General features: G+C 42.5%; 24 protein-coding genes and 1 tRNA gene. 7 read left to right on the top strand and 18 right to left on the bottom strand.

What is annotated here, in order from left to right; genetic code table 11:
• Window positions 1-20: 20 nt before the first annotated feature.
• The 9 genes from Q9291_RS07805 to Q9291_RS07765 form a co-directional block, all read right to left on the bottom strand.
• Window positions 21-776, bottom strand: coding sequence for a CpsD/CapB family tyrosine-protein kinase (locus tag Q9291_RS07805; protein WP_306389464.1), 756 nt, complete (start codon window positions 774-776; stop codon window positions 21-23).
• A gap of 50 nt (window positions 777-826) precedes the next feature.
• Window positions 827-2410, bottom strand: coding sequence for a GumC family protein (locus tag Q9291_RS07800; RefSeq protein ID WP_306389463.1), 1584 nt, complete (start codon window positions 2408-2410; stop codon window positions 827-829).
• A gap of 9 nt (window positions 2411-2419) precedes the next feature.
• On the bottom strand, window positions 2420-3574 hold the full coding sequence (locus tag Q9291_RS07795) for a hypothetical protein (RefSeq protein ID WP_306389462.1): 1155 nt from the start codon (window positions 3572-3574) through the stop codon (window positions 2420-2422).
• Between the two features lie 21 nt (window positions 3575-3595).
• Complete coding sequence (locus Q9291_RS07790) at window positions 3596-4183, bottom strand: polysaccharide biosynthesis/export family protein (RefSeq protein WP_306389461.1); 588 nt, start codon at window positions 4181-4183, stop codon at window positions 3596-3598.
• A gap of 106 nt (window positions 4184-4289) precedes the next feature.
• A complete protein-coding gene (locus tag Q9291_RS07785; RefSeq protein WP_306389460.1) occupies window positions 4290-4787 on the bottom strand; it encodes a VPLPA-CTERM sorting domain-containing protein in 498 nt (165 codons plus the stop codon).
• Window positions 4788-5114: 327 nt separating this feature from the next.
• Entirely contained in the window at window positions 5115-7013 is a 1899-nt protein-coding gene (locus tag Q9291_RS07780; RefSeq protein WP_306389459.1) for an alkaline phosphatase family protein, read from the bottom strand.
• Window positions 7010-7900: a GNAT family N-acetyltransferase gene (locus Q9291_RS07775; protein WP_306389458.1), complete on the bottom strand. Its 891-nt coding sequence runs from the start codon at window positions 7898-7900 to the stop codon at window positions 7010-7012. The genes Q9291_RS07780 and Q9291_RS07775 overlap by 4 nt, the downstream gene beginning before the upstream one ends.
• 15 nt (window positions 7901-7915) lie before the next feature.
• Window positions 7916-8596, bottom strand: coding sequence for a PEP-CTERM sorting domain-containing protein (locus tag Q9291_RS07770; protein ID WP_306389457.1), 681 nt, complete (start codon window positions 8594-8596; stop codon window positions 7916-7918).
• A 196-nt stretch (window positions 8597-8792) separates the two neighbouring features.
• Complete coding sequence (locus Q9291_RS07765) at window positions 8793-11174, bottom strand: tetratricopeptide repeat protein (RefSeq protein WP_306389456.1); 2382 nt, start codon at window positions 11172-11174, stop codon at window positions 8793-8795.
• 158 nt (window positions 11175-11332) lie between these two features.
• On the opposite strand from Q9291_RS07765, the gene Q9291_RS07760 reads away from it, so the two are divergent.
• Genes Q9291_RS07760 through epsI form a run of 3 tightly spaced genes read left to right on the top strand, consistent with a single transcriptional unit; the run spans window position 11333 to window position 13752 of the window.
• Window positions 11333-12163 (top strand): hypothetical protein, encoded by an 831-nt coding sequence (locus tag Q9291_RS07760; RefSeq protein WP_306389455.1) that lies wholly within the window; start codon window positions 11333-11335, stop codon window positions 12161-12163.
• A gap of 16 nt (window positions 12164-12179) precedes the next feature.
• Window positions 12180-13040 carry an exosortase B gene (xrtB, locus tag Q9291_RS07755; RefSeq protein ID WP_306389454.1) on the top strand — a complete coding sequence of 287 codons (861 nt, stop codon included), beginning with the start codon at window positions 12180-12182 and terminating at the stop codon, window positions 13038-13040.
• Window positions 13041-13095: 55 nt separating this feature from the next.
• Window positions 13096-13752: an exosortase-associated protein EpsI, B-type gene (gene epsI, locus Q9291_RS07750; RefSeq protein ID WP_306389453.1), complete on the top strand. Its 657-nt coding sequence runs from the start codon at window positions 13096-13098 to the stop codon at window positions 13750-13752.
• A gap of 153 nt (window positions 13753-13905) precedes the next feature.
• Here the strand turns inward: epsI and Q9291_RS07745 are convergent, their stop codons facing one another.
• From Q9291_RS07745 to Q9291_RS07730, 4 genes are all read right to left on the bottom strand, one after another.
• Window positions 13906-14181, bottom strand: a complete 276-nt coding sequence (locus tag Q9291_RS07745) for a cupin domain-containing protein (RefSeq protein ID WP_306389452.1) — start codon at window positions 14179-14181, stop codon at window positions 13906-13908.
• Window positions 14182-14251: 70 nt separating this feature from the next.
• Window positions 14252-14341 (bottom strand) — tRNA-Ser (locus Q9291_RS07740).
• 25 nt (window positions 14342-14366) lie between these two features.
• Window positions 14367-14900 (bottom strand): peptide deformylase, encoded by a 534-nt coding sequence (gene def / locus Q9291_RS07735; protein ID WP_306389451.1) that lies wholly within the window; start codon window positions 14898-14900, stop codon window positions 14367-14369.
• A gap of 2 nt (window positions 14901-14902) precedes the next feature.
• The gene (locus tag Q9291_RS07730; protein WP_306389450.1) at window positions 14903-15658 is read right to left on the bottom strand and encodes an S-methyl-5'-thioinosine phosphorylase; all 756 of its coding nucleotides are present in this window, start codon (window positions 15656-15658) and stop codon (window positions 14903-14905) included.
• Window positions 15659-15725: 67 nt separating this feature from the next.
• Between Q9291_RS07730 and hpnC the strand changes: the two genes are divergently transcribed.
• From hpnC to Q9291_RS07710, 4 genes are all read left to right on the top strand, one after another.
• Window positions 15726-16598, top strand: coding sequence for a squalene synthase HpnC (hpnC, locus tag Q9291_RS07725; RefSeq protein ID WP_306389449.1), 873 nt, complete (start codon window positions 15726-15728; stop codon window positions 16596-16598).
• Window positions 16595-17434: a presqualene diphosphate synthase HpnD gene (gene hpnD, locus Q9291_RS07720; protein ID WP_306389448.1), complete on the top strand. Its 840-nt coding sequence runs from the start codon at window positions 16595-16597 to the stop codon at window positions 17432-17434. Before hpnC ends, hpnD begins: the two co-directional genes overlap by 4 nt.
• An 11-nt stretch (window positions 17435-17445) precedes the next feature.
• Complete coding sequence (gene hpnE / locus Q9291_RS07715) at window positions 17446-18774, top strand: hydroxysqualene dehydroxylase HpnE (protein ID WP_306389447.1); 1329 nt, start codon at window positions 17446-17448, stop codon at window positions 18772-18774.
• Between the two features lie 126 nt (window positions 18775-18900).
• Window positions 18901-19200: a hypothetical protein gene (locus Q9291_RS07710; RefSeq protein WP_306389446.1), complete on the top strand. Its 300-nt coding sequence runs from the start codon at window positions 18901-18903 to the stop codon at window positions 19198-19200.
• A gap of 49 nt (window positions 19201-19249) precedes the next feature.
• On the opposite strand, the gene Q9291_RS07705 is transcribed toward Q9291_RS07710, so the two are convergent.
• The 5 genes from Q9291_RS07705 to alr form a co-directional block, all read right to left on the bottom strand.
• Complete coding sequence (locus Q9291_RS07705; protein WP_306389445.1) at window positions 19250-19522, bottom strand: hypothetical protein; 273 nt, start codon at window positions 19520-19522, stop codon at window positions 19250-19252.
• Between the two features lie 154 nt (window positions 19523-19676).
• Window positions 19677-21041 carry a DNA repair protein RadA gene (radA, locus tag Q9291_RS07700; RefSeq protein ID WP_306389444.1) on the bottom strand — a complete coding sequence of 455 codons (1365 nt, stop codon included), beginning with the start codon at window positions 21039-21041 and terminating at the stop codon, window positions 19677-19679.
• An 89-nt stretch (window positions 21042-21130) separates the two neighbouring features.
• Complete coding sequence (locus Q9291_RS07695; protein ID WP_306389443.1) at window positions 21131-21682, bottom strand: hypothetical protein; 552 nt, start codon at window positions 21680-21682, stop codon at window positions 21131-21133.
• Window positions 21683-21716: 34 nt separating this feature from the next.
• Window positions 21717-22193 carry a hypothetical protein gene (locus Q9291_RS07690; protein WP_306389442.1) on the bottom strand — a complete coding sequence of 159 codons (477 nt, stop codon included), beginning with the start codon at window positions 22191-22193 and terminating at the stop codon, window positions 21717-21719.
• Between the two features lie 60 nt (window positions 22194-22253).
• Window positions 22254-23318 (bottom strand): alanine racemase, encoded by a 1065-nt coding sequence (gene alr, locus Q9291_RS07685; protein WP_306389441.1) that lies wholly within the window; start codon window positions 23316-23318, stop codon window positions 22254-22256.
• Window positions 23319-23333 lie beyond the last annotated feature (15 nt).

The following is a 23333-nucleotide window of genomic DNA, read 5'->3' as shown; positions in this document are numbered from 1 at the left end:
ACACTTAAAAACATGTGTTTTTAGTAGTAATAGTATCCCTGATCTTCAGTATCTGCTTTGTTGAGAACTACGCCTATCAAATTAAAATTAGCCAATTTACGTTTTGCTTCCAGAATCTCTTTACGGCTGTTCACGCCACTACCAATCACCAATAGCACACAATCTATTTGTGGCAACACAACCAGTGGATCATCTACTGCCAAAATTGGTGGCAAATCAACTACTAAAATGCGCGATTCGTAACGGTCGCGTGCTTCCCGAATAAACTGACGTGCCTTATCAGTTGATAGCAATTCCGAGGATTTAAGTACAGATTTGTTAGTTGCAGCAACTACCAACTTTGGAATGCCTGGGTTTATTAAAATGTCGTTAAATTGCTTTTTTCCAGAGAAATAGTCATTCAGTGAGTAAGTTTCTTTCAGGCCAAGATAGGTTGCTACTTTCGGCCTGCGCAGATCAAAATCAACCAGCAACGCACTTTTGTTCGGTTGTTGAGCAATACTAATAGCCAAGTTGATGGAGATGAAAGTTTTGCCACACTCTGGGCTAGGTGAGACAACCGCAATACTTTTCCAATTATTTTCTTCCATTTTTTGCAAAATTTGTGTTCTAAGTAGATCAAACAATGCACTTTCTTTTCTCGCTTTATTAAATGCAAGAATTCGGTTGTTTTCTAACAAAGCCTGATCAAGATTAACCGTTTTTGTCTGGGTATAAACCACATCAGCATCATCGGTGTTGACTAAATCAGGTCTAAGTGGAGGTTGGCTATTCATACTGTTTCCTAAACTGGGCTCTAGTTTTGTCATTGCAACTTCTATCAAGATTAGAATTTACTTATTACTTTAACAAGTAATATATCAAGTGGCATATAAAACAAATGTAATACGCCTAACCCCAGTAATATTAGGGCACCAGATAGCACTATAAATAGAATCATAAATCTGCGCTTACGCTCAACTTCATCAAAGGTTTTGATGTATGGAATAACTACCAGAGGCTCTATATTCAAAATGGATGTTAACTGTTCTTCTGTGCGAATACGCTTGTCTATAGACTCCAGTGCAATCATCATGGCTATTGCCATTGCAAATGCAGCTACAATGCCTAAAGCAATGACCTTTTTCCTATCTGGTTTGGTTGGTTTTTCTGGCATTGTAGGCGGATCAATCAATACAAAGCGCTCACCTTTATTTTCCTGCTCTAGAGTTACGGTCATTTTAGAGTTCAACTGTTTTGACTTGACCTCGTCGTACTTGGCTTTAGCATTTTCGTAGTCACGCATTAGCGCCGTCAACTCACGCTCAATTTGTGGAGACATCAGCACCTTTTGTTGTAATGTTGACATTTCCGCCATCATTTTTTGCTTTTGAGTAGTCAATGATTCAATACGACTTTTACCAGAACTTATTTGTGCCTCGACCTTTTCAATGCGTAATTTTGCTTCTATCACATCTTTGGACTCTTTAACCTCAGCCTGCGAATTACTGCCTGTTACCTCAAGCTTTTCTAACGCTTCGATTTTGGCCTTAAGCCGTTTAATGGTTGGATGACTCTCTGAGTACACCACGCTGAGCTTAAGGTATTCAGCTTTGATTTTATCGAGATCACTTTGCCCCGCCGCTGCCACTGGCGTTAACGTACTGCCTACGCCGGCTTTGGCTGCGGTTAGTTCAATATCAAGATAGCGCAACTCTTCTTGAGCAGATTTTATTTCACGATCAATATCTTGAATGGAGGTATCAAGACGTTGAATCATTGATAAATTCATATCCTTATATTCTGGCAATGAATTTGCGTTACTTTGCTTGAACTCTGCAACTCTTTTCTCAATTTCTTCAAGCTCTGTTTTTAATCGCAAGCCCTCTTTCTCAAAAAACTCTGTGGTTTCGGTAGCATTCGTTGTACGATCTTTTGCGTTTTCAGATAGGAAAAGTGTAATTACATCATTCGTAATTTTAAATGCACTGTCGGGACGGCTACTTTCATAACTTACGCTAAAAGCGATCGTAGCCTGAGCACCCCTGCTCCCCCCTTTATTCGCGGACAGGGTATTGATTGAAACTTTGTTTTTGACGGCATCAACCATTTCAGTGACAGAAAGCTTATCGCGCTCATCGGCGAACAAATGATGAGTTTCGATTAGCTTAAGCAGATTTTCACGTGTCATCACTCTTTGCTTAATTGCTTCAATGCGTTCATCAGCAAACTGATTCACATTGATTTTCATAAGTTCAGTAGGAATCTGTTGTGATTCGATCAATATCGTGCCTTTGGACTCAAACACTGGAGGCATAACAAAGGCTGCGATAACCGCAAACAGCGAGACAAGAATAAGGGTGGCTAGCATCACTAACCATCTTCTCTTGAACATGGCTAAATAATCTCTAAAACTTAAATCGGTATCCATAGGCCTTTACTATCTTGAAAAGTTGTATATTAAATTTATTCCAACCAATTGAGAGTTAATGGTTGTATCACGCTCGACTTGTTGTACCCCTGCTGTCAAACTAACTTTAAAGTCTGGTGTAACTTGCTTGGATAATCCTAAATTCAGATTATTAAATACATTACTAGTCGCTAGTAAACTCGTATTTTCATTACGTGAACGAGACAAGGAAAGATTCGCACTCCATAATGCACTGATTTCGTGATTGATAGTTAATGCTATTCTGTTATTTTGTAGCAAAAATCCTAGTGCGGACGGAGTAGTTGATTGGGTATATTCAAAATTATATGTTGTTTGAATGCCAGAATAATTATATTGCAGTGAGTAGATAGAGCCGGTTGGGCTATTTTGCACAGAAGATGTATTGCGCCCCAGAGACACGATTAAGTTATTGTTTTCATTTATCCACCAATCAACGCCTGCTGTATAAGCTTCTAACTTTGTAGAGGATAAATTATCAGGCTTAAAATCAGTGTAATTATAGTTAATCAATGCAGTTACGAACTCGTTAATGGTTTTTCTACCACCTAATCCTGCTTTTAAAACATCATTACCAATTAAACCGCCAACCGACTTTTTGTAATCAGTGTTTGAGAAGCTGATATCAGCACTCAACGTAGCTGTTGGCGTGATTTCAGTTATGTATTTAGCATTTACAGACTTGTAAACTAGTGTGTTATCTCTAAAAAGCAAACCATTTTCAGTCAACTCCTGTGATCTTGCTGATGATTCTCTATATTCTGCCCGTGTATCTAGGCGTTGTTTTTCCCATGACTTAATCCAGTTAGCACTAGCTTGTGGCAACTCTTGGTTAAAGAAAATATCTGGTTCAGATGAGCGGATTAGTTGAAGTCCAGTATTCAAATAAAGTTCCGATGTTTCATAAACTGTTTTGGAACCTAATTTTACGTTACTAATGTTGCGATAGACGGCCGTTTTTTTTTCTGAAAACAAAGGGTTACTATCATATCTAGATTCGTTAGTTAATGATATATCGTATATCGATTTACTGTTAATCGTTTTTAACACGTTTCCTTCAGCAAAAACATTGATTGAACTCGCCATCGTAGCAATTGCAAGAATTGAATAAATGTTATTTTTAGTATGCATTGCTTGCATGGTCATTTTGGTGCAGTTAATTAACCGTTAAGGAACAACAATAGTGTCACCAGGCTTGAGAAAAATATTACTATTAAGGTTATCACCTTTGGACACCTCATCGTAATCAAACTTGATTAGCTCTTGTTGGCCTCCATGCAGGCGAATGATTTTAATCGCAGACTTATCTGCAAACTTATCGAAAGGGCCTGACAAACTCAGGGCTTGTAGTACTGTTGTGTCTTGCAATAGAGAAATAGGTCCAGACTTTGTCACCTTACCTATCACATAAGCCAAATTGCCTTCCGCTGCATGCACCATAACATTTACATTAGGCTCTGGAATAAATACCTTGAGTTTTTCAGCAATCAGCTGCGAAACTTCGCCTATGGTTTTTCCTTTGACTTCAATAACACCAGTTAATGGATAACTCAAAGTACCATCCGGCAACACGCGAAGCTCTTTATATTGCATGGTTTCTTCACCCCATACGGAAATATTTAACACATCCCCAGGCTGAATTCTGTACAACAAACTTACCTGTGTGGGAGCTGAGTCATGCTCATCCGCCACCACTAATAAAGAGAAAATGAGTGAGAAACAAACAAAGAGGCAAATTCTAATTTTTTTTAGCATAAAAGGTCACCTTTTGTTAAGACTAATGCATCTTAACAAGCGATTGGGAAATCGTAAACAAAAAAAAGGGACTTAAACGTCCCTTTTCTTTCAAAACAAGTATTAATTACACTGCCAAGGCAACTTTTTGCTTGCGGCGCAAAGCACCTGCACCAACCAAAGCAGAACCAAACAACCATGCTGCAGCAGGAACTGGAACAGAAGCCACAACAGTTGAGTAAGGTGGTAATTGTGACAATTGCTTGATTACCCAGTTACCAGGTACAAAGTTCAGGGTTGATGTTGGATTAACGCTGGTTAATGTACGTGTGTACACAACTCTAGAGTCATCAAACAATACTGAACCAGATCCAGGAGTAGCTAAGTTAACATATACTGCAAAAATCAAATCATTAATACCTGACATAGATAGAGACAGGAATGTTTTTGGTGTGTTTGTAGTTTTCACATCAAAAAATTCATCGGAACTAGATCCAATAAAAGAAATCGAACCTGTTGTACCCAGATTGTAACTTGCATCAGAGGTTTCGGTAACAAATGCTGCATTCGCTTGTGCTGCAAACAAGCCAGAAAGCATCAAGGCTGTAACAAGAGCTTTTTTCATAACTTCTCCTAAAAAAATTAAAACATTAAAGTGAACTACTAAAACCAGGAAACTTAAACTTCAAACCATGTGTCCATCATATATTTTTTTTTATTCTTAACAATAGCCCGAAAGTACTAATATTAAGTCGAATCACACGTAGGGTATGAATAATTACATTCATTAAATATAAAGCCATTTTCAGTTAATGCAATATTATCATTATATTGAAAAATGTGTTAGATTTTTATCCAGCAGCAAAATAGTTTTACGAAATGTTATGTAAAAACATCAAGTGTTGATTAACCGAATAAAACTAATAGTTTAGAGAAGTAATCAACAACTCATTTAAAACTTTATTAATTCAAAATGCGCTTGATTTTTAACACCCTGCCGCAACATCAATATTTTGTTAGCTTGCTTTTCAGTAATCACCCCAGGTTGCAACTTCAGCGCCCTGAACAGATCTCCTTTGGCTCGATTAAAATCGCCCAAAGCAGCTTGAACTTCAAATCTCAATACAAACAACTGAGCTTTGTCAGGATTGTAACTAATAGCCAAATTCAAAACCTCTAATGCCTGAGGAAAATCACCCACCGCAATTTTCACGAAAGCCATTCTCTCTAACGCAACGGCCAACTCAATACTGCTTTTTACTGCCAACTCCAGATGTTTAACAGCCGCCGAATAGTTTTCTTGTTTAATTAGCACTTCAGCCAGCCATAATTGTGCATTAATTGGTACGTGCTCAATTAATGCAAGCTTATTAAATGCGCTAGTTGCACTTTTCCAATCTCCAGCCGCATATGCGTAAAAGCCTTCAATGATATTTTCCCAAATGGGGTGTATGGCAATGTGACGGTATTTATCGATAATTTGCCGAGCAGTTTTAAAATCACCTAAAATTGCATAGGCTCGGCATAACAAAATAAGTACATTAATTATATCGGGACGAATCTGTAGTGACTTTTCACACAAATCAACGCATTGTCCCAGATGACCCTGTTGGAATTTCACTTCAGCTAAAATACTTAGCAACTCAGAGTAGAGCATGTCGCTAACCCTCTCTAAACTTGAGAGATCAACTCCGACTACCGCACTCTCATAACTGCTTTGACTAGTATATAAGTTTGAACGTCTGTATAAAGGTTTTAGTTGCTCAGCATCAATCTCTTCAATTGGCGGCGTATCCACGAATAATCGCACAGAATGTTTTGATTTAAGATCAAACAGAGTGTTTCCGCGCATATCTCCATGCTCAATACCCAACATCGCTAATATAGTTGGGGCAATATCAAGAATTGAGACTGTGTCCAGTGGCTTGTCTTGTGGTATATCTGGACCAACGAAAAACAATACCCCCGGCATAGCTTTGCTCGCAAGTCCAGTTGGGTAACCAATGAGTGCAGGATTAACACCACAATCCGAAACAAGAACTAAATAATCTTCTTCACACTTATAACTTAAATACTTAGCCAGCATAGCATCAATAAATTGATACCACCCAAGGAGATAACTTAGTGTATTTCCATTAAAATTTAATTGACTGGGTAGATTTGAAACATAATCAAGAGTATCAAAACGCAATGCCAATAACTGCCAAGGATTGTCCTCATCTTCACCTAGCTTCATACCTATACTATGCAGACTTAACAGCTGTGAAAAAAGTAATCGCGCAGGCGCCTTAATTGCACTCTTCTCTTCTTCTGACAGATATTTGAGCAACTGCTGAATATATTCAGCGGGAATGTCATCAGCAAACACTCGATTATCCAGCACATTGCCTCTCCATGATTTTGGACTTACTGCATTCGGAGATAACGGCCAAATATCAATCGCTGCAGAATCAATATGCTGAATACCATTCACAACTGTTAATCCATGATTACTCGATGCTGGCGACAATGCTGGCCAACCCATAATATTGGATTTTAAGTTTCGCTGAGAAGCATAATCCCATACTCTTGGCACACGCACTTGACGATTGGTAACTTCTTGTGCTGACAAACCTCCAGGCCCATACTGAAGATCACTTAATACGCCATGAAATGACGGCGTATAGCCAGTAAGGATTGTTGTCCAAACCGAACTTTTAGACAGGTATGGATCGGATACAAAAGGTCCAGACGAGCTAATATTCATTAACCGCTCAAAATTAGGCAGAAACCCTCGATCTAAAAAAACTTGCAGACACCTCCAATCGAGCTGATCAATGCCTAGCAGGATTACTTTAGACTGGGCACTCATAGAGTTGGAAGAGCAAAGGATTGCGAGTGCAAAATTGTTCGAGCATTCAACCTTTTAGCCACATTGAGCGTTGAGCGAGCTTTATCATTACATTCAAATCTTGCATGTAAATAGCCCATATCATATGCATTCTTTACAAAATAGCTAAGCAATATGAGTGCAACCGGGGTATGAACGATGTTTTTTTGTGTTACCCAAAAGTCAACTTTTGGAATCCCATCCTGATCTAGAATTCCGACAATAAATCCTAAACAACGATCTGCCAGATAAATACTTGCAGACAGCTGGGAGGTTTTTTCTGCTTTCAACATTGCTTCAAGTTTACGATAGGATTCATCATAGGAAACTAAGAAGTGTTGACTATATAATTTGACCTCTTCACTCATAGCTGTGGGTTTGACTGCCACTAAAGTATATTGAGTATTATCATTCTTTCGACTTAAATATTTATCTAGCAAACGCAATAAAATATGAGCAGACGCCCTATCAACCTCAAAACTATACAAACTCAAGTATGGTTCAAAGCCAGCTTTTGATAAAAAATAATGTTGTTGAGATAAAATTGGATAGGATTGCCAACTTAAAACATAGGGGACATCCCATTCTGAAACATGTTTTGCAATTTCCTTTACAAGCGCTCGCCCAATACCTAACCTACAGTATTCATTCAGGACTCTTATAAAACATGGAAACCCAGGAAATTCAACATCCCTAAGGTGCGGTACTATGCATGCTACGCCAATAATATTATTCGTTGACGACTTTTCAGCAATAAAGAAAACTTCAGGCAGGTTAGAAGAGGTTAAAACTTCGGGGATAAATGATAGACAGTGTCGCCACTCATGAGGAGCAGCAGGTCTGACAGAATACTCAACCTGCTGCGTCATTCAAAAAACCACTATTTAAGCAGCTTGCAAATTTGATTGCTTGATATTTAAAAACTTCTCACGACGTCGTTTGGCGCTAAACCCCACCAACCCAATGCCAGCTGCAAGCATTGCTAAGGTATCAGCCTCAGGTACAGCAGCAACATATACGTGATTGGTACCAGCACGAATCATTTCGCCAGCTGTTGTATAGGCAAAAGAATTAATTGTTGCGACTAATGATGCGTAAGAATCGCGAGAACCGTTATCTGAAACACTGATATTAGCCCAACCATAATTAGTTTGACCACCGTTTACAAAACTAAAACCATAAATACCGGCACCGGTAGATCCGGTGGTCACCGTAGAAGCACTTTTTCCAGATTTTGACTGTGCGTAAATTGTATTAGAAGAAGAGAAGACAGGATCCATAAATGCACCAATTACAGTTCCAGCACTCAACTTTGTTGTTACAAAACCAGTAGGTGAATCAAGCTTTACTGAACCAGAATAGCTTGCCTTACCATTATTACTTACGGAATTAACGACAGCAACGCCATTAGTAACGTTTAATGTCCCAGCGCCAGTCAACGTGGATGACGACGAACTAGTGACCACTGCAGCATCTACGTTACCTGATACAAAAAATGCCCCCAGACTCAAAAGAGTACCGTAAGCATATTTGTTTGTAGTGTTAATGCTTTCTGGAATCTTCATTACACTTCTCCTCGATTTAAAATATTTAACTAATTTGAACACAATTCACAATATAAGTCAATTTTGAATAATTGCGAGTAAGCAATTTGACTTATATTTATATTTGCTTTAATTCTTCTTCTTTGTACACGAACATGATGACATATCTATATATTAAGCCAATAGCCCATTTGGACTAACAAAATTTAAACATTTGTCATACCTTTTTTTGTTTAAGCAATTGTTCAAAGGACGCCGGTATATATGCCACATCATTTAAAGGGAGCTTAAATGCCTTAATAAGAGCATTGTTCGCTAATTTTGTTTGCCCTGTTTCCGTATATATTTGATATGCGTGATAGTAAAAAATAATCTGATCTGGCAACTCTTCTATAGCTTCGTTTATTTTTTTAGCAGCTATCTCATACCTTCCTTGCTTAAACATCGACCATGCGACTGTATCTTTCAAAACAGGCAAATCAGCATTAACAAAGGTATCTGTAAGGTTATATGCTCGCTTCAGATCCTTTTCACTATTTGCATAATCCAGCAGCAACCCTGCCAGATTATTTCTAAAAATGACTTGAGAAGGGTATTTATTGACCAAGTCTTGAAATATATTTATTGCTTGATCAAAAGCTTTAAGCTTCATCAAACAATCAGCAAGACTTGTTTTTATTAAAATACTATCAGGAAAATGCCCACTCGCCTCTATTAGTAAGCGCTTGGCAGATTCAATGTCATTTTTTAAAATGAGTCCGTTTGCTAATTCAACATACCCTTCTTCTCTGTTTGGCACTTGCTTCACGAGCAATTCGAGACTTTCAACACCTTTTTCACTATTTACTTTGGATAGTGTAACTGCATTAAGTAACGCATACTCATAGTTATTAGGTGTCTTTTCTAGGATTTCTCTTAAAAAAATCAGCGCATGCTGAAAGTCATTTTTTTTAGCGTAAACTCTTACGATACTAGAGACATTTAAATTTTGTTTTGGATCTAATTTGAATGCCATCATATATGCTTGCAAAGCTGCATCAAGCTGATTATCTTTCTCAAAAATTTCCGCTTGAAGCTGATATGCAATAGGTGCGGTTATTGGACTCTTAATCATTTTATCCATGATTGCATTTGCGCCTTTAGAGTCCCCATTTAAAGCCTTTAAAAGTACCAATTGATTTAAAAGCACAATATTCCCAGGAGACTTTCTAGAAGCATCTTCTAGCAACTCAACAGCTCTGCCGGACTTATTATGTTTTACAAGAAACTCAATATAGCCGTCTTTGACTTCATTGATACTTCCACCCAACTTGTATGCCTGATAAAAAATTTCATTGGCTAGCTCTATTGCGCCTGAAGCACGATATGCCTGACCAAGACCAATCATAGTAGAAATATCATTGGGATAATCATCCAGAATATTTCTGTATACAGAAATGGCAGCATTAAAATCCTGATCAAACATATTAAGCTTGGCTTTGATCAACAAAGCATTTTTATTGTTAGCATCTTTATATAAGACTTGTGAGATTAAACTTTCCGCCTCTTCTCGATAACCACGATCAAGAAAATCGTCTGCCATAAAAGCCATGGCTCGCAATCTACTGTCCAGATCTTTAGAATTGGCGATAATGGCTTTAATGATCGCTCTAGACCGCTCATACTCCCCGATTTCCTCAAGAAACTCATAGGATGCAAACATCAATGGAACGTTGTCAGGTAGCGCCCTATTAAATTTGTCGAGTAGATCAAGGGCACGTTGCTTTCCTTTTGTTTTGTAATATAACTTCACAAGACCAATTTGAGTGCCAATATTTTCAGGAAACTTCTTCAGCACATCATTTAACAAAACTTCAGCTTGCTGATAGTCCGAATTGGAAACGTAAAATAAGGCAAGATCCCTTTTAAATTCAAAATTTTGAGGATTAATTGCTATTAACTTTTTATACACATCTGGAATTTCATTAATTGCATGACTGTCCTGATGCAATGATAGTTTTGCCAAATATAGACTTGTATTATTAGGATTGAGAGAGATTGCTTTGTCAATATAGTTTATTGCCTTCGGGTAGTCACCGGAAGATCCGGCAATCTTGGCCAGCGTCATGAAGGCAAAGCTGTTTTTCTTATCCAGACTTAAAGCAGCCATCGCCAGTTGATTGGCTTCTTCAAAGTGCCCATATTTAAATGCTACTTCCGATTTAAATGCGATCACATCTGGATTATTTTTTCCATACATGTCAAGCACAGTCAGTTGCTGATCAACAGACTTACGGTCGTTAACAACCAAATATAAGTTAGCCAATTTTAAGTTAGCGGCTATATTGTGAGGTTGCATAATCGCAACTTGCTTGCACAACTCAAACATCTGTTTGAAATCGCCGAGCTTCTCATAGGCGAGCGTTAGTCCCCACATAGCCTCGATATTTTTATCTTCAATCTGAAGAGCTTGTTTAAACTTTTGAACTGCTTTTGAAATATCACCTTCTTTTAAAATTTCATTACCATCCTCCACTAGGCTGCTAGCTTCATTCTCAGGCGACATGCACCCTACGCTAATCAAGGCAATAATCAGAACTATCAGGTTTTTAATTTTCATAAATGTTTTTGAAGGCAAAACAAACTCTCACAGAATAGCTAAAAAAATTATGCGGTGCTTAGTAAAAGGCACATAATCAACTTTAAATAGTCGCTTGTATCATTCAGATAAACAAACTTGTAAAATAAGACTAGGTATAACTATTATTCTCGGTGATTATGCATACGCAAATTTTTTTTAAGAATTATATTATTTTAGCAAGATGCTTATCATTCGCAGCAATATTATCAGGTTGTAGCCAGGAAGATATTTATCCATCCCAGATTATTGCCACGGTTGATGGGGTTGAAATTACTGCCCATCAGCTCAATAGTGAAATCAAATATAACCTTGATCATAACATAGTCAAAAACGTCAATGAGACAATCGAGGATTTGATAAACAGGCAACTTCTTGTAAATCAATCACTCAAATTAAACACCAATCGTAAACCAGAAGTGATTCAAGAGCTTGAAGATGAAAAAGCCAGAATATATGCGAAAGTTTATCTGAATGAGTTACGATCAAAAGTATCTTTAGACGATAATGAAATTATTGAGGAAATTAAGACTCAACGTCCTGATATTTTTTTAAACCATAAAACTTACAAAATTGAAACGATCAAAATCACGAACTCAGTCAGCCTGCCATTGATTGATAGAATAGTATTCAATTTAAAAACGTTTAATGATGTGAAACAGTCGCTCATCGATGAGAATTTAAACTTCGTAGTAACAACTGCTGAAGTTCCTGCTGAGCATATGCAGGACAGTTTCTATAGAAAATATGGCAACAAATTGCAAACAAACCAATTTTTATATTCAGCAATTGACAATCATCCTGAATTATGTGGAATTATAGAAATAAATGATTCGGTTATGACGGAAAGTCTATATACAAAATTGCTTTTCGAAAAATTAACTTCAGAAATTACTTCCAGAATACGCACTCAAGAAATCACACGTCTTAGAACCATTTCAAATATAGAGTACACACAGACAGTAAAGTAGATGCTCTAGGGCAAAAATGCGAAAAACTCTTTTATCATTTAATCAACGACCTTCCTCCTGGAACATTAGTCTTTTCATCACATTCCTATCGATGTACATACCCGTTTATTGGGATTACTTTTCAGATAGCACACTGCTTGAATCTCAATCTTATGCTTGGTTAGTGATATTCATTTCAGGCTATTTATTTTGGCAAGAGAAACATATTTTTTTTAATCAAAACGATGACCCTGAATGCATACAAAAATATAGCATCATTGCGCAGATAACATTACTTATCGGCATTATTATGTACGTGTTCGGCCGTTCACAATCAATACCAGCGCTTTCTGTTGGATCACAAATCTTGGTTATATCTGCTCTAATCACTCAATTTAGAGGTATTCAGACAGCGAAACACTTTTGGTTTCCACTTTTTTTCTTAATCTTTACAATTCCATTACCTGCTCAAATTTTAGATGCCATCACATTACCACTCAAGCTTGCGATTTCTTACACTACCGAACTAATTCTATTTTATGCTGACTATCCCATCGGTCGAAATGGTGTGATTCTACAAATTGGAAATTACCAACTTCTGGTTGCAGATGCATGTGCGGGGATGAAAACATTAGTATCATTGGAGGCTATGGGCTTACTCTACCTTAATTTGGTAAAACATGATTCGTGGAAAAGAAATATTGTTCTTGGCTTATTGATCATTCCGATTTCCTTCATTTCAAACTTAATAAGAGTCATTATTCTTGCACTTCTAACTTACCATTTTGGTGATCATATCGGACAAGGCTTTATGCATAAATTTTCTGGGCTAACTCTGTTTTTAATTGCATTGTCACTCATTATGGCAATTGATCAGTTCATTCAAAAACGATATTGAAAATATGACCTCGAAGGCAAGCTCAAGATCTGGCAAACTACTTTACATTTCTACAATGTCATTAATGATCGTTGCCATGCTCATGGCAACGTATTTTAAACCCTATGTTGAGTTGAGTTCCAAACTATCGCCTGTTGACATTGAAAAAATGATACCAAGGGAATTTAATGGCTGGCATGAAATAAACACAAAAGCTAATTATATAGTCAACCCAGAACTGAACGATACGCTTAGCAAGACCTATGACCAGGTGTTATCACGCCTGTACGTCAAAAACAATCACCCACCAATCATGCTCTCAGTTGCCTATACTGAAAATCAATCCAATAAAAGTACAATTCACATGCCAGAAATTTGCTATCCAGCACAGGGCTATCAAGTAAAAAAACATAAAAGCAAATCTCAATTAATAACGAAATTTGGCCCTATTCCTGTTAATCAATTCATCGCTGAGAAACCTGGCAGAATTGAAAGCGTAAGCTACTGGGCAATGGTTGGCACCAAAGTTGTAACCAACTCATGGCAACTTAAATTTGAGCAAGTCAAATATGGGCTAAGAGGATACATCACTGATGGATTACTTTTTAGAGTATCTATTGAAAACACTAATATCAATCAGGCGTATGCTTCAGAAGAAATATTTATTAATGACATGATGACAGCAATTCAAATGAGTGATCGCAAAAGATTAGCTGGCTTACATACGAATTAAGTCACATATTAAAAACTACGGGCAAAACCCTGCGTACAGTTTGTAGCTGCAGCCTCTACTCGCTGAGCAGTACTGTTTCAACGAAATGTGTAAATTCATTGAATAAAAAAACCTGCCGAAATGACAGGCTTTTTGTTTTTAAAGCAACTTCAATTAGAAGTGTTTGTAGTGTTTTTTCAATTGCTTGACCACTTCCCATTGTGATTTCAAGCCTTTTGGAAACTCAACATAGTCACCAGCCTTGATCGTTACTTTTTCGCCACCTTGTGGTGTCACAGTGAATTCGCCTTGTAGCACGTAGGCTTTTTCAGTCATGGTGAAGTCCAGGGGAAATTTGGAGGGTGCGCAATCCCAGATGTTCCAGCTGGATACGCCCAGTTCTTTCAGTTTTTCTTGAGATGGGTTGTGGTCGATGATGATTTGAGTCATGACTTTTCCTTAAGAGTGTAATGAATAAAACCTGCAAATGAAAATGCCGCAAACCTGCGGCATCCATGTCTGGCGGAAGAGGTGAGATTCGAACTCACGGAGGGCGTGAACCCTCGACAGTTTTCAAGACTGTTGCATTAAACCGCTCTGCCACTCTTCCGGAAAGCGCGCATTATAGCAAAGAATTAGTCATCTGGAAGCATTTGACCTGGAAAAAGTACATCATTAAAGCCAAATTTAGTCATATCTCGGATACGCATGGGGTATAACACGCCAAAAAGGTGGTCGCATTCGTGTTGTACGACGCGTGCGTGAAAGCCGCTGACTGTACGCTCTATTACATTTCCGTGGGGGTCAACACCACAATAATGCAACTGTTGATACCTTGGTACCAGACCGCGCATGCCCGGCACGGAGAGACAGCCTTCCCAGCCCTCTTCTTCCTCGTTGCCAACGGGCGTCAGCTCAGGATTGATCAGTATGGTAAACGGGACTTCTTCGGCATCTGGGTAACGCGGATTTTTGCCAACCCCGAACATGACCACTTGCAGGCTCACGCCAATTTGCGGGGCTGCGATGCCTGCACCGTGCATGTGTGTCATGGTGTCGTGCATGTCCTGAATCAGCGCGTGCAGTTCAGGCGTATCCAATTGGGTAACCCTGAGTGCAGTTTGAAACAGCAGCGGATCACCCATTTTCAATACTGGCTGGATGGCCATGCTTAACTGACTTCGCAAGTGTTCTCGGATAAATACTGCGCAATAATGATGCGCACTTTATCCATGGTTTGTTGCAACAGTGGCATGACTTGCTCAAACTGGATCGCGTTGGCGCTGTCACCACGACCGGCCGCAAAGTTGGCCACTGGGCAAATCGCCGCATATTCAACGCCCAGTTCACGCGCCAACACGGCTTCCGGCATGCCCGTCATGCCTACCAGGGTGGCGCCATCACGCTCGTAACGATCAATTTCCGCAGCGGTTTCCAGACGTGGGCCCTGCACGCAAGCGTAAACACCACCGTCGACTATGGATGCATTAACGCGTTGCGCCGCCAATAAACATTGTGCGCGCATGGTTGGCGAGTATGGATGGGTAAAATCAATATGCCGTACGGGCAACTCTATGCCATCGTGATAGGTGTTATTCCGTCCGTAGGTGTAATCCATAATCTGATTGGGCAAGACGATATCCCCGGGAATCAGGTTTCGCGTAATGCCGCCCACAGTCGCAACAGACAATAAGTGACAGACGCCCACAGAATGCAAGGCCCAAACATTGGCGCGATAATTCACGGCATGCGGCGGAATGGTATGGCCACCGCCATGACGCGCCAGAAAGACGACTTCTTTACCGTTAATTTCACCAAAGACCAGTGGCTGGGAAGGTTCACCATAAGGTGTACGTACGATTAATCGTTTTGAAATATTCAGGTTGGCTAACTCTGTCAGCCCGGTGCCCCCAATAATGCCTAACATAATGCTCTTTACCAGTAGTTGATTTTCAAAGCGTAAGCGTATCATGGATTTATGGCATACTTAAGCCATGTTCGTTTTTTCCCGACCTGCTGAAGCCACCCGACAAAGCTTGGCACTGGCGCGCAAACATTACGAGAATTTTCCGGTGGCCTCCCTGCTATTGCCCAAACGTTTACGTCATGCAGTAGCCGTGATTTATCGTATTGCGCGCGAGGCAGATGATATTGCCGACGAAGGCCATGCAAGCCAGCAAGAACGGTTGCAGGCCCTGCAGCGTTACGAGGATGAATTACGGCTGGTACAAGCCTATATTCAGCCCGAGCAGCCGTTGTTTATCAGCTTGCAACAGGTAGTGCGCGATCATCACATTGAAGTGCAGCCTTTACTGGATTTAATCAGTGCATTCAAACAGGATGTGGTCAAAACCCGTTATGCCACCTTTGCCGAAGTACTGAATTATTGCCAGCGCTCAGCCAACCCGGTGGGCAGACTGATGCTACAACTGTATCAGCATGACTCAACGCAGCATCGCAAGTGGGCCGACCAGATTTGCACCGCCTTGCAGCTGATTAACTTTTATCAGGACGTTGCCATTGACTTGCAAAAGCATGGCGAGACCGGACGTATTTATTTATGTGCTGATGAAATGCAGCAGGCCGGGATCAGCGAGCAGGATTTGCGCAACCAGCGCTGTGACACTGTGTGGCAGGCTTTTTTCATGCAAAACGTGCAACGCGCCGAGCAACTGTTACTGGCAGGCAAACCGCTCGGGCACCATCTGCCTGGCAGAATTGGCCTGGAACTGCGCATGATCGTTGCAGGCGGCGAGCGTATCCTATATAAACTCAAACGCTGCCGAGGTGACATTTACCGTCGGCGCCCTACCCTGACCAAACTGGATTGGCCCGTGATTTTGCTGAAAGCACTATGTAAACAATGACGCCGCAACAATATTGCCAACAAAAAACCCGTGAAAGTGGCTCCAGCTTCACCCTAAGCTTTCTGTTTTTACCCAAAGCCAAACGTGAGGCAATGACTGCCCTCTATGCGTTCTGCCGCGAAGTTGACGACGTGGTGGACGAATGCTCGGACTACCAGATCGCTCAAACCAAGCTGGCCTGGTGGAAACAGGAAGTACAACGGCTGTTTCACGAAACACCGCAACATCCGGTCACTCAAGCCCTCAAGCCAGTGATCGCACAGTATGGCCTGGAAGAAGCACACTTTATCGAAATCATCGATGGCATGCAGATGGACACGCAGTACAACCGCTATGCCGAATTCAAGCAGTTGCAACTCTATTGCTACCGTGTGGCCAGTGTGGTCGGGCTGCTCTCTGCTCAGATTTTTGGCTACAGCGACCGCGCCACCCTTAAATATGCGCATGACCTGGGTATTGCCTTTCAACTGACTAATATTATCCGTGATGTAGGGGAAGATGCCCGACGTGGCCGTATTTATTTACCGCTGGATGAACTGGCGCAAGCTGAGGTGACTGAAGAGCAATTGCTGCATAGCAAAAGCAGCCAGCACACGCAGGCCATGCTAATGACGCAAATTGAACGTGCCGAGGAGTTTTACAACAAAGCCTTGTCACAACTGCCGAAAACGGATTATAAAAGTCAGCTGCCCGGTTTATTAATGGCCGCCATTTACCGCACCTTGCTGCGCGAAATCCGGCAAGACCCTAATCTGGTCCTGACGCATAAAGTCGCGCTGCCGCCTTTTAGAAAACTGACGCTGGCATTGGGCGCGTGGTTAAAATACCGCTGGTAACGGCCTGCCACATGTCACAGCAACACATGCACGCACAAACGCATTCTCCGCGCAGTGTGGCGGTAGTCGGTGCAGGATTGGCCGGACTCTCGGCGGCACTGCATTTAATCAAACACGGCCATCACGTCACCCTCTACGAGGCTGCCCCGCAGGCTGGCGGCCGCGCACGCGGCGTATCCATGACGCATGCCATGCTGGATAACGGTCAACACTTGTGTCTGGGCGCCTATCAGGCAACCTTGCAGCTGCTGGCCCAAGCCGGACTGACCGAACAGGGCGTGTTTTTGCGCTTGCCACTGGCGCTGTATATGCATGATGGCGCACAACGCATGTCACTGGTGACATCACGCTACTTACCGGCGCCCTTACATCTGGTGTGGGGACTGTGCACTGCGCAAGGCCTGTCAGGCAAGAGTAAATGGCGTGCATTAAGCTGGATGCTGCAACTCAGGCGAAAGCACTTTCAACTGCAGCAGGACATGACAGTCGCTGACTTGCTGACGGATGCCAAACAAACGGCGCAAAGCATCCGCTGGCTATGGGAACCCTTATGTCTGGCGGCATTAAACACGCCGATCACACAAGCCAGCGGCCAAGTGTTTCTGCATGTATTGCGCGACAGCTTTCAGTATCGCCGCAGCGACAGTGATTTTTTAATTGTCCGGCAAGATTTAACCAGCGGGTTGATACAACCACTCTTGCAGCACATCATACGTGCGGGCGGCCAATGCCAGCTGCATGCCACTGTCAGCAAGATAGCACCCTATGGCGAGGGTGCGCAGGTGTATACCGCGAATGACATGACCACTTTCGACGCCGTGATTGTCGCTGTCGGGCCACATCAGCTAAAAACCATCGAGATGCCGCGGTTGCCGCAGCTTAGCCACTTTAGCTATCAGCCAATTACCACGATATACATGCAGTTTTCTGCAGATTTCCGCTTGCCGTATCCAGTCATGGGCCTGTGTCACGGTCTGGCACAATGGGTGTTTGACCGCGGCCAATGTTGTGCTCAGCCAGGGCTACTGGCTTTTGTGATCAGCGCGCACGACTCATTGCCTTCAGATAAAGCGACACTCATCCAGCAATGTATCACTGCGCTCAATCTGTCATTAAAAACTTATGGCATGCAGTTACCAGAAACCCCTGCCTGGTCCCAAATCATCACTGAAAAACGGGCCACTTTTAGCTGTAATAAGGGGCTAGAGCGCCCCGCCAGTGATCTTGGCTATCCTCAGCTATTTATTGCAGGTGACTATGTAGCAGGCGACTATCCAGCCACCATCGAAGGGGCCGTGCGCAGTGGCATGCAAGCAGCGGAATATTGTTTAGCGCATTAAGTACCCCCCATATTTAATGTATCTGCTTCGCTACACATGGCTACAAAACGCACTGATTTGTCACTGACTCAAACGTTTTGATTTTTTATAATGACCCTTTATTCAGCATGCACAGGATGATGGGTGATGTCAGAACGTAAAAAAGCACAATTGTATGTCGCACTATTGGTCAGTATTTGCCTGCTCGCAATCACCAGCCTCTCGCTCGCAGAGCCGCCACCACGCAGCAAACCAGACTTTACCAGGATGAAACAGGACACATTATTAAGACTGAAGACTGAACTGACTTGCGTCGAAGCTGCGCAGGATGAAAATAGCTTACGTGCCTGTAGACCCAAACCACCACAAGCTGGTGGTCATCCAGACCGCTCCGCGCGTCCGGGTAACGGTGTGGAGAGCAATCAATACAATCTGCCAGAAATGTAAATGAATACCCTGCTCAACGCGCACATCTGGAAAAATATTACGGCGCAGACTAATGACAAATGACCGCTAAATGCTGTCTGGCTGGCATATAAATCCCATCACCACTATCAGCAAACGTTTCGCGGTAGGAAAGTGTCTTGTCGACATCAAAACCATGTCCACATAGTTCACTGGCTTTGGCTTTACATTTTTCCAGCGTGGTATTGAACTCGCTGCATGTCAACTGGTATCCAGCGTTTCCACTATGAGTGGTGTAGGGTGTGGCCTGAATACCGGCACAGGCACTGAGTAAAAATGGAAGCAAGCAACTTATTTTTTTCATCACCCGGTCTCCTTTTTAATATTCTCGGGAATTTCATCTTTTTGTCACACTGATGTGTTAGCGCATCTGAAATTTTAGGCAATGATTTTTTTAATGAGTTGCGTGAACTTTTTATGAAAAAACAGGCATACCATCAGCCATTACAATAACGGCATCATACTGTCGCATGCCGCAAGTAATCTATGGCCTGCTCCAGGCGGTCAACCGCTTCAACCTGCAAGCCGACAATCGGCATTTTAGGGGCATTGGCTTTAGGGATGATGGCATGGGTAAAGCCCAGCTTGGCAGCCTCTTTCAAGCGCTCCTGCCCACGCTGCACAGGGCGTACCTCTCCCGCCAGCCCGACTTCACCAAATACAATCAATTTCGCTTGTAATGGTTTGTTTTTAAATGAAGAAACAATAGCAAGCAATACCGCCAGATCAACGGCTGGCTCGCTAATCTTGACCCCGCCTACTGCATTGATAAATACATCCTGATCGTAGCAAGCCACTCCTGCATGACGATGCAATACCGCCAGCAACATGGCCAAACGGTTTTGCTCCAACCCGACACACAAGCGTTTGGGATTGGGCGCATGGGCGGTATCCACCAAGGCCTGTATTTCAACCAGTAATGGCCGGGTGCCCTCTTGCGTCACGGTAATGCAAGACCCCGGAACGGGCGCATCATGTTGCGACAAAAACAAAGCCGATGGATTACTCACCTCGCGCAGACCTTTTTCGGTCATGGCAAATACACCCAGCTCGTTGACCGCACCAAAACGGTTCTTAATGGCCCTGATCAGGCGAAAGCTGGAGTTCTGATCTCCTTCAAAATAAAGCACACTGTCGACAATATGCTCAAGTACACGAGGCCCGGCCAGCGAGCCTTCTTTGGTGACATGTCCGACCAGAATCATGCTGATGCCCAACTGCTTGGCAATCCGCGTCAATTGGGCACTACACTCCCGAACCTGTGCCACTGAACCCGGAGCAGACTGCAAAGCTTCTGAGTATACAGTCTGGATAGAGTCAATGATCACCAGATCTGGCTGGTGCTGTTGTAGTACCTGACTGATTTTTTCCAGATTAATTTCTGCCAGCACATCGACCTGGCTGGCATTCAGCCCCAGTCGTTTGGCACGCATGGCGATCTGCTGGGCGGACTCTTCACCACTGATGTAAAACGACTTCAGTGATTGCGATATTTTGCACACGGTTTGTAACAATAAGGTTGATTTACCAATGCCAGGATCGCCCCCAATCAGCACCACGCCGCCCGCGACCAGGCCGCCGCCCAATACACGGTCAAATTCGGCAATGCCGGTCGCCTGTCGCGACACATCCTGCGCCTCAACATCGGCCAGCTTTTGCAATTGCGCCGTCGGTGCCAGACTGGCAAACCGGCTTTGCGTGGCCGCCTCGGGCACGGTTTCGACCAAGGTATTCCAAGCCTGGCAACTCGGGCACTGGCCTTGCCACTTAGGCTCAGACGCACCACATTCGGTGCAGGTATATTGTGTTTTTGCTTTAGCCATAAAGTAATGGAGTAAATGACAGGTTCATACGCTGAAGACACTCTCTTAAGAGGCCAACAATCTCAAGCATGTAAGTGAATAATTCCTATCTAAAGGATACAAAGTTTCTCACAGATAATTTTCCATGTTTGATCATTAAGTAACTTTGCATTTCTCCACTTTCTTAAATCGCTTATACCACTATAAGAGGAGCAAAGGGCCGCATTTAAAACGAATTTCGTTACGAAATCCTCGTCAAGACCTTGAAAGAGTTTTTCTTCAATACTTTTTGGCAAGCTAGTTTTATTACCTCCAAATTTTTTATGTATTTTCTTTTCAATTTCCTCAGCTCTTCCAACTGAGTCGCATGGAATCAAATAGCGTTTAAACTCTAAATTTTGGCCACCATAGATGTGGTAGAGTCTGACCAACATAGACTTAATATGACCTTGAGTAGGTAGTGTATCTCGGGTATCAAAAATCACTTTCGCACGGTTTTTTTTGCCACGCCCGACTACGATTGCCTCATCATTCACGGTGAGGATATACACATATTCAATACCCTTTTTAAGATCGCTTATGTTGTTGGGATAGTCAACCTTTTGATCAGGTATTATTGTTTTCAAAAATTCTTTTAATTTTTCTTCGCTTAAAAGTTCCATAACACTCTTCATGCTTTATCTTCTATCAGATGCGCTAGCTCAGTTGTATAGTCACGTTGAAATCTGATCTCGACAAGTTTAATTTCGCCGCATCAAAAACATCTTTATCTATGATTCGATCGTGGATTGGGGTGCTATAGGTAATCTCCAGTCCTGTAACCGAATCCACACCCAGCCCCCTCAGTCTTGGTAAGACACTACGCAACCCCTTCAAGATGGCGCAACTGGTTTCATCAGTAAACTTTACTGATGCATAGCTGGCTGGCACGCCTAATGGGGAATGAAACATCGGTAAATAAAAGTTGGCCTTACCAGATTGATCAATAGCAAAACTAAAACTCTCAGCTAACGCAAACGCATCAAGTTTGATTTGAAATGTGCCTGAGATTTTTGGCCAATCAACAACAAAATTAAACAGTGTCAACTGCTCCGGCGTTGTAAATGTTTGCACATTTAGATCCGACCAAGCGCTAATACTTTGCTGAGATACTTTATTATCGTTTTGCTGCATGAGGTTTCCTCAATGAACTGGAAAGTTATCAACCTAGTTAGTGGAAAATTCAGCTATCTTTTATGAAGTAACGATCATAGGCACTCTTGCAGTCACTGCACATAACAATTCGTAGCCTATGGTGCCAGCGGCCTGCGCCACATCGTCTACCGGCACTTGCTCACCCCACAGCTCAACGGTACTGCCAATAGCGGCTTGTGGAATATCGGTAATATCGGCGGCCAGCATATCCATGGAAACCCGCCCTAATGTGCGGGTTAAGTGACCAGCGACGGCAATCGGCGTGCCCGTTGGTGCATGCCGAGGATAACCATCAGCATACCCGCAAGCCACAATTCCCACGCGCTTGGGTTTGTCGGCGGTAAACAGGCTGCCATAGCCTACACTATCACCGGCGGCAATCTGCTGCACCGCAATAAGTCCCGACTGCAAGGTCATCACCGGCTTCAAACCAAGGCTACTGGCCGATTTTTCAGCCACCGGCGTGGCGCCATACAGCATAATGCCTGGGCGTACCCAATCTGCATGCGTATGTGCCTGCTGCACAATGGCCGCGGAGTTAGCCAGCGAGCGTGCATAGGACGCAGGCATCACTTGCGCCACCACTTGCATGGCAGCAGCAGTGCCATCGGCCACATCGGCGTTGGCGAAATGCGTCATCAGAATCAGCTCACGCACATTCGCTGAGCTGGTCAACTGCTGCAAGGCATGCGCGTATTCACGCGGCTGAAAACCCAGGCGATGCATACCGCTATCCAGTTTGAGGTAAACCCGCAGTGGAATATTTGGCGCACTATCAAGCACCCATGATAACTGGGCCTGATGAGAAACCACCGTATCCAGGTGATAGCGATCCACCAGCGTCATTTCATCCGCTGAAAACACCCCTTCCAGCAACAACACAGGCTGCTGGTAACCGGCATCCCGCAAGGCAATCGCTTCACTGACATTAAGGACTGCAAAAGCATCCGTTTCTTTGAGGCCACGCGCCGCGTTCAGCAATCCATGGCCATAGGCGTTGGCCTTAACCACTGCAATCACTTTGGAGCGTGGCGCATAACGTCTGACTTGCGCCAGGTTGTGGGCCAGTGCAGATTCTTCAATATGAGCAACAAGTGGACGCATAGTAGTCACCAGGCC

Origin of the sequence: Methylophilus aquaticus (genome assembly GCF_030769565.1) — a bacterium.
GTDB classification, from domain to species: Bacteria; Pseudomonadota; Gammaproteobacteria; order Burkholderiales; family Methylophilaceae; genus Methylophilus; species Methylophilus aquaticus.
The sequence above is the reverse complement of the archived record's forward strand: the minus strand, read 5'-3'. Positions and strand labels throughout refer to the sequence as shown.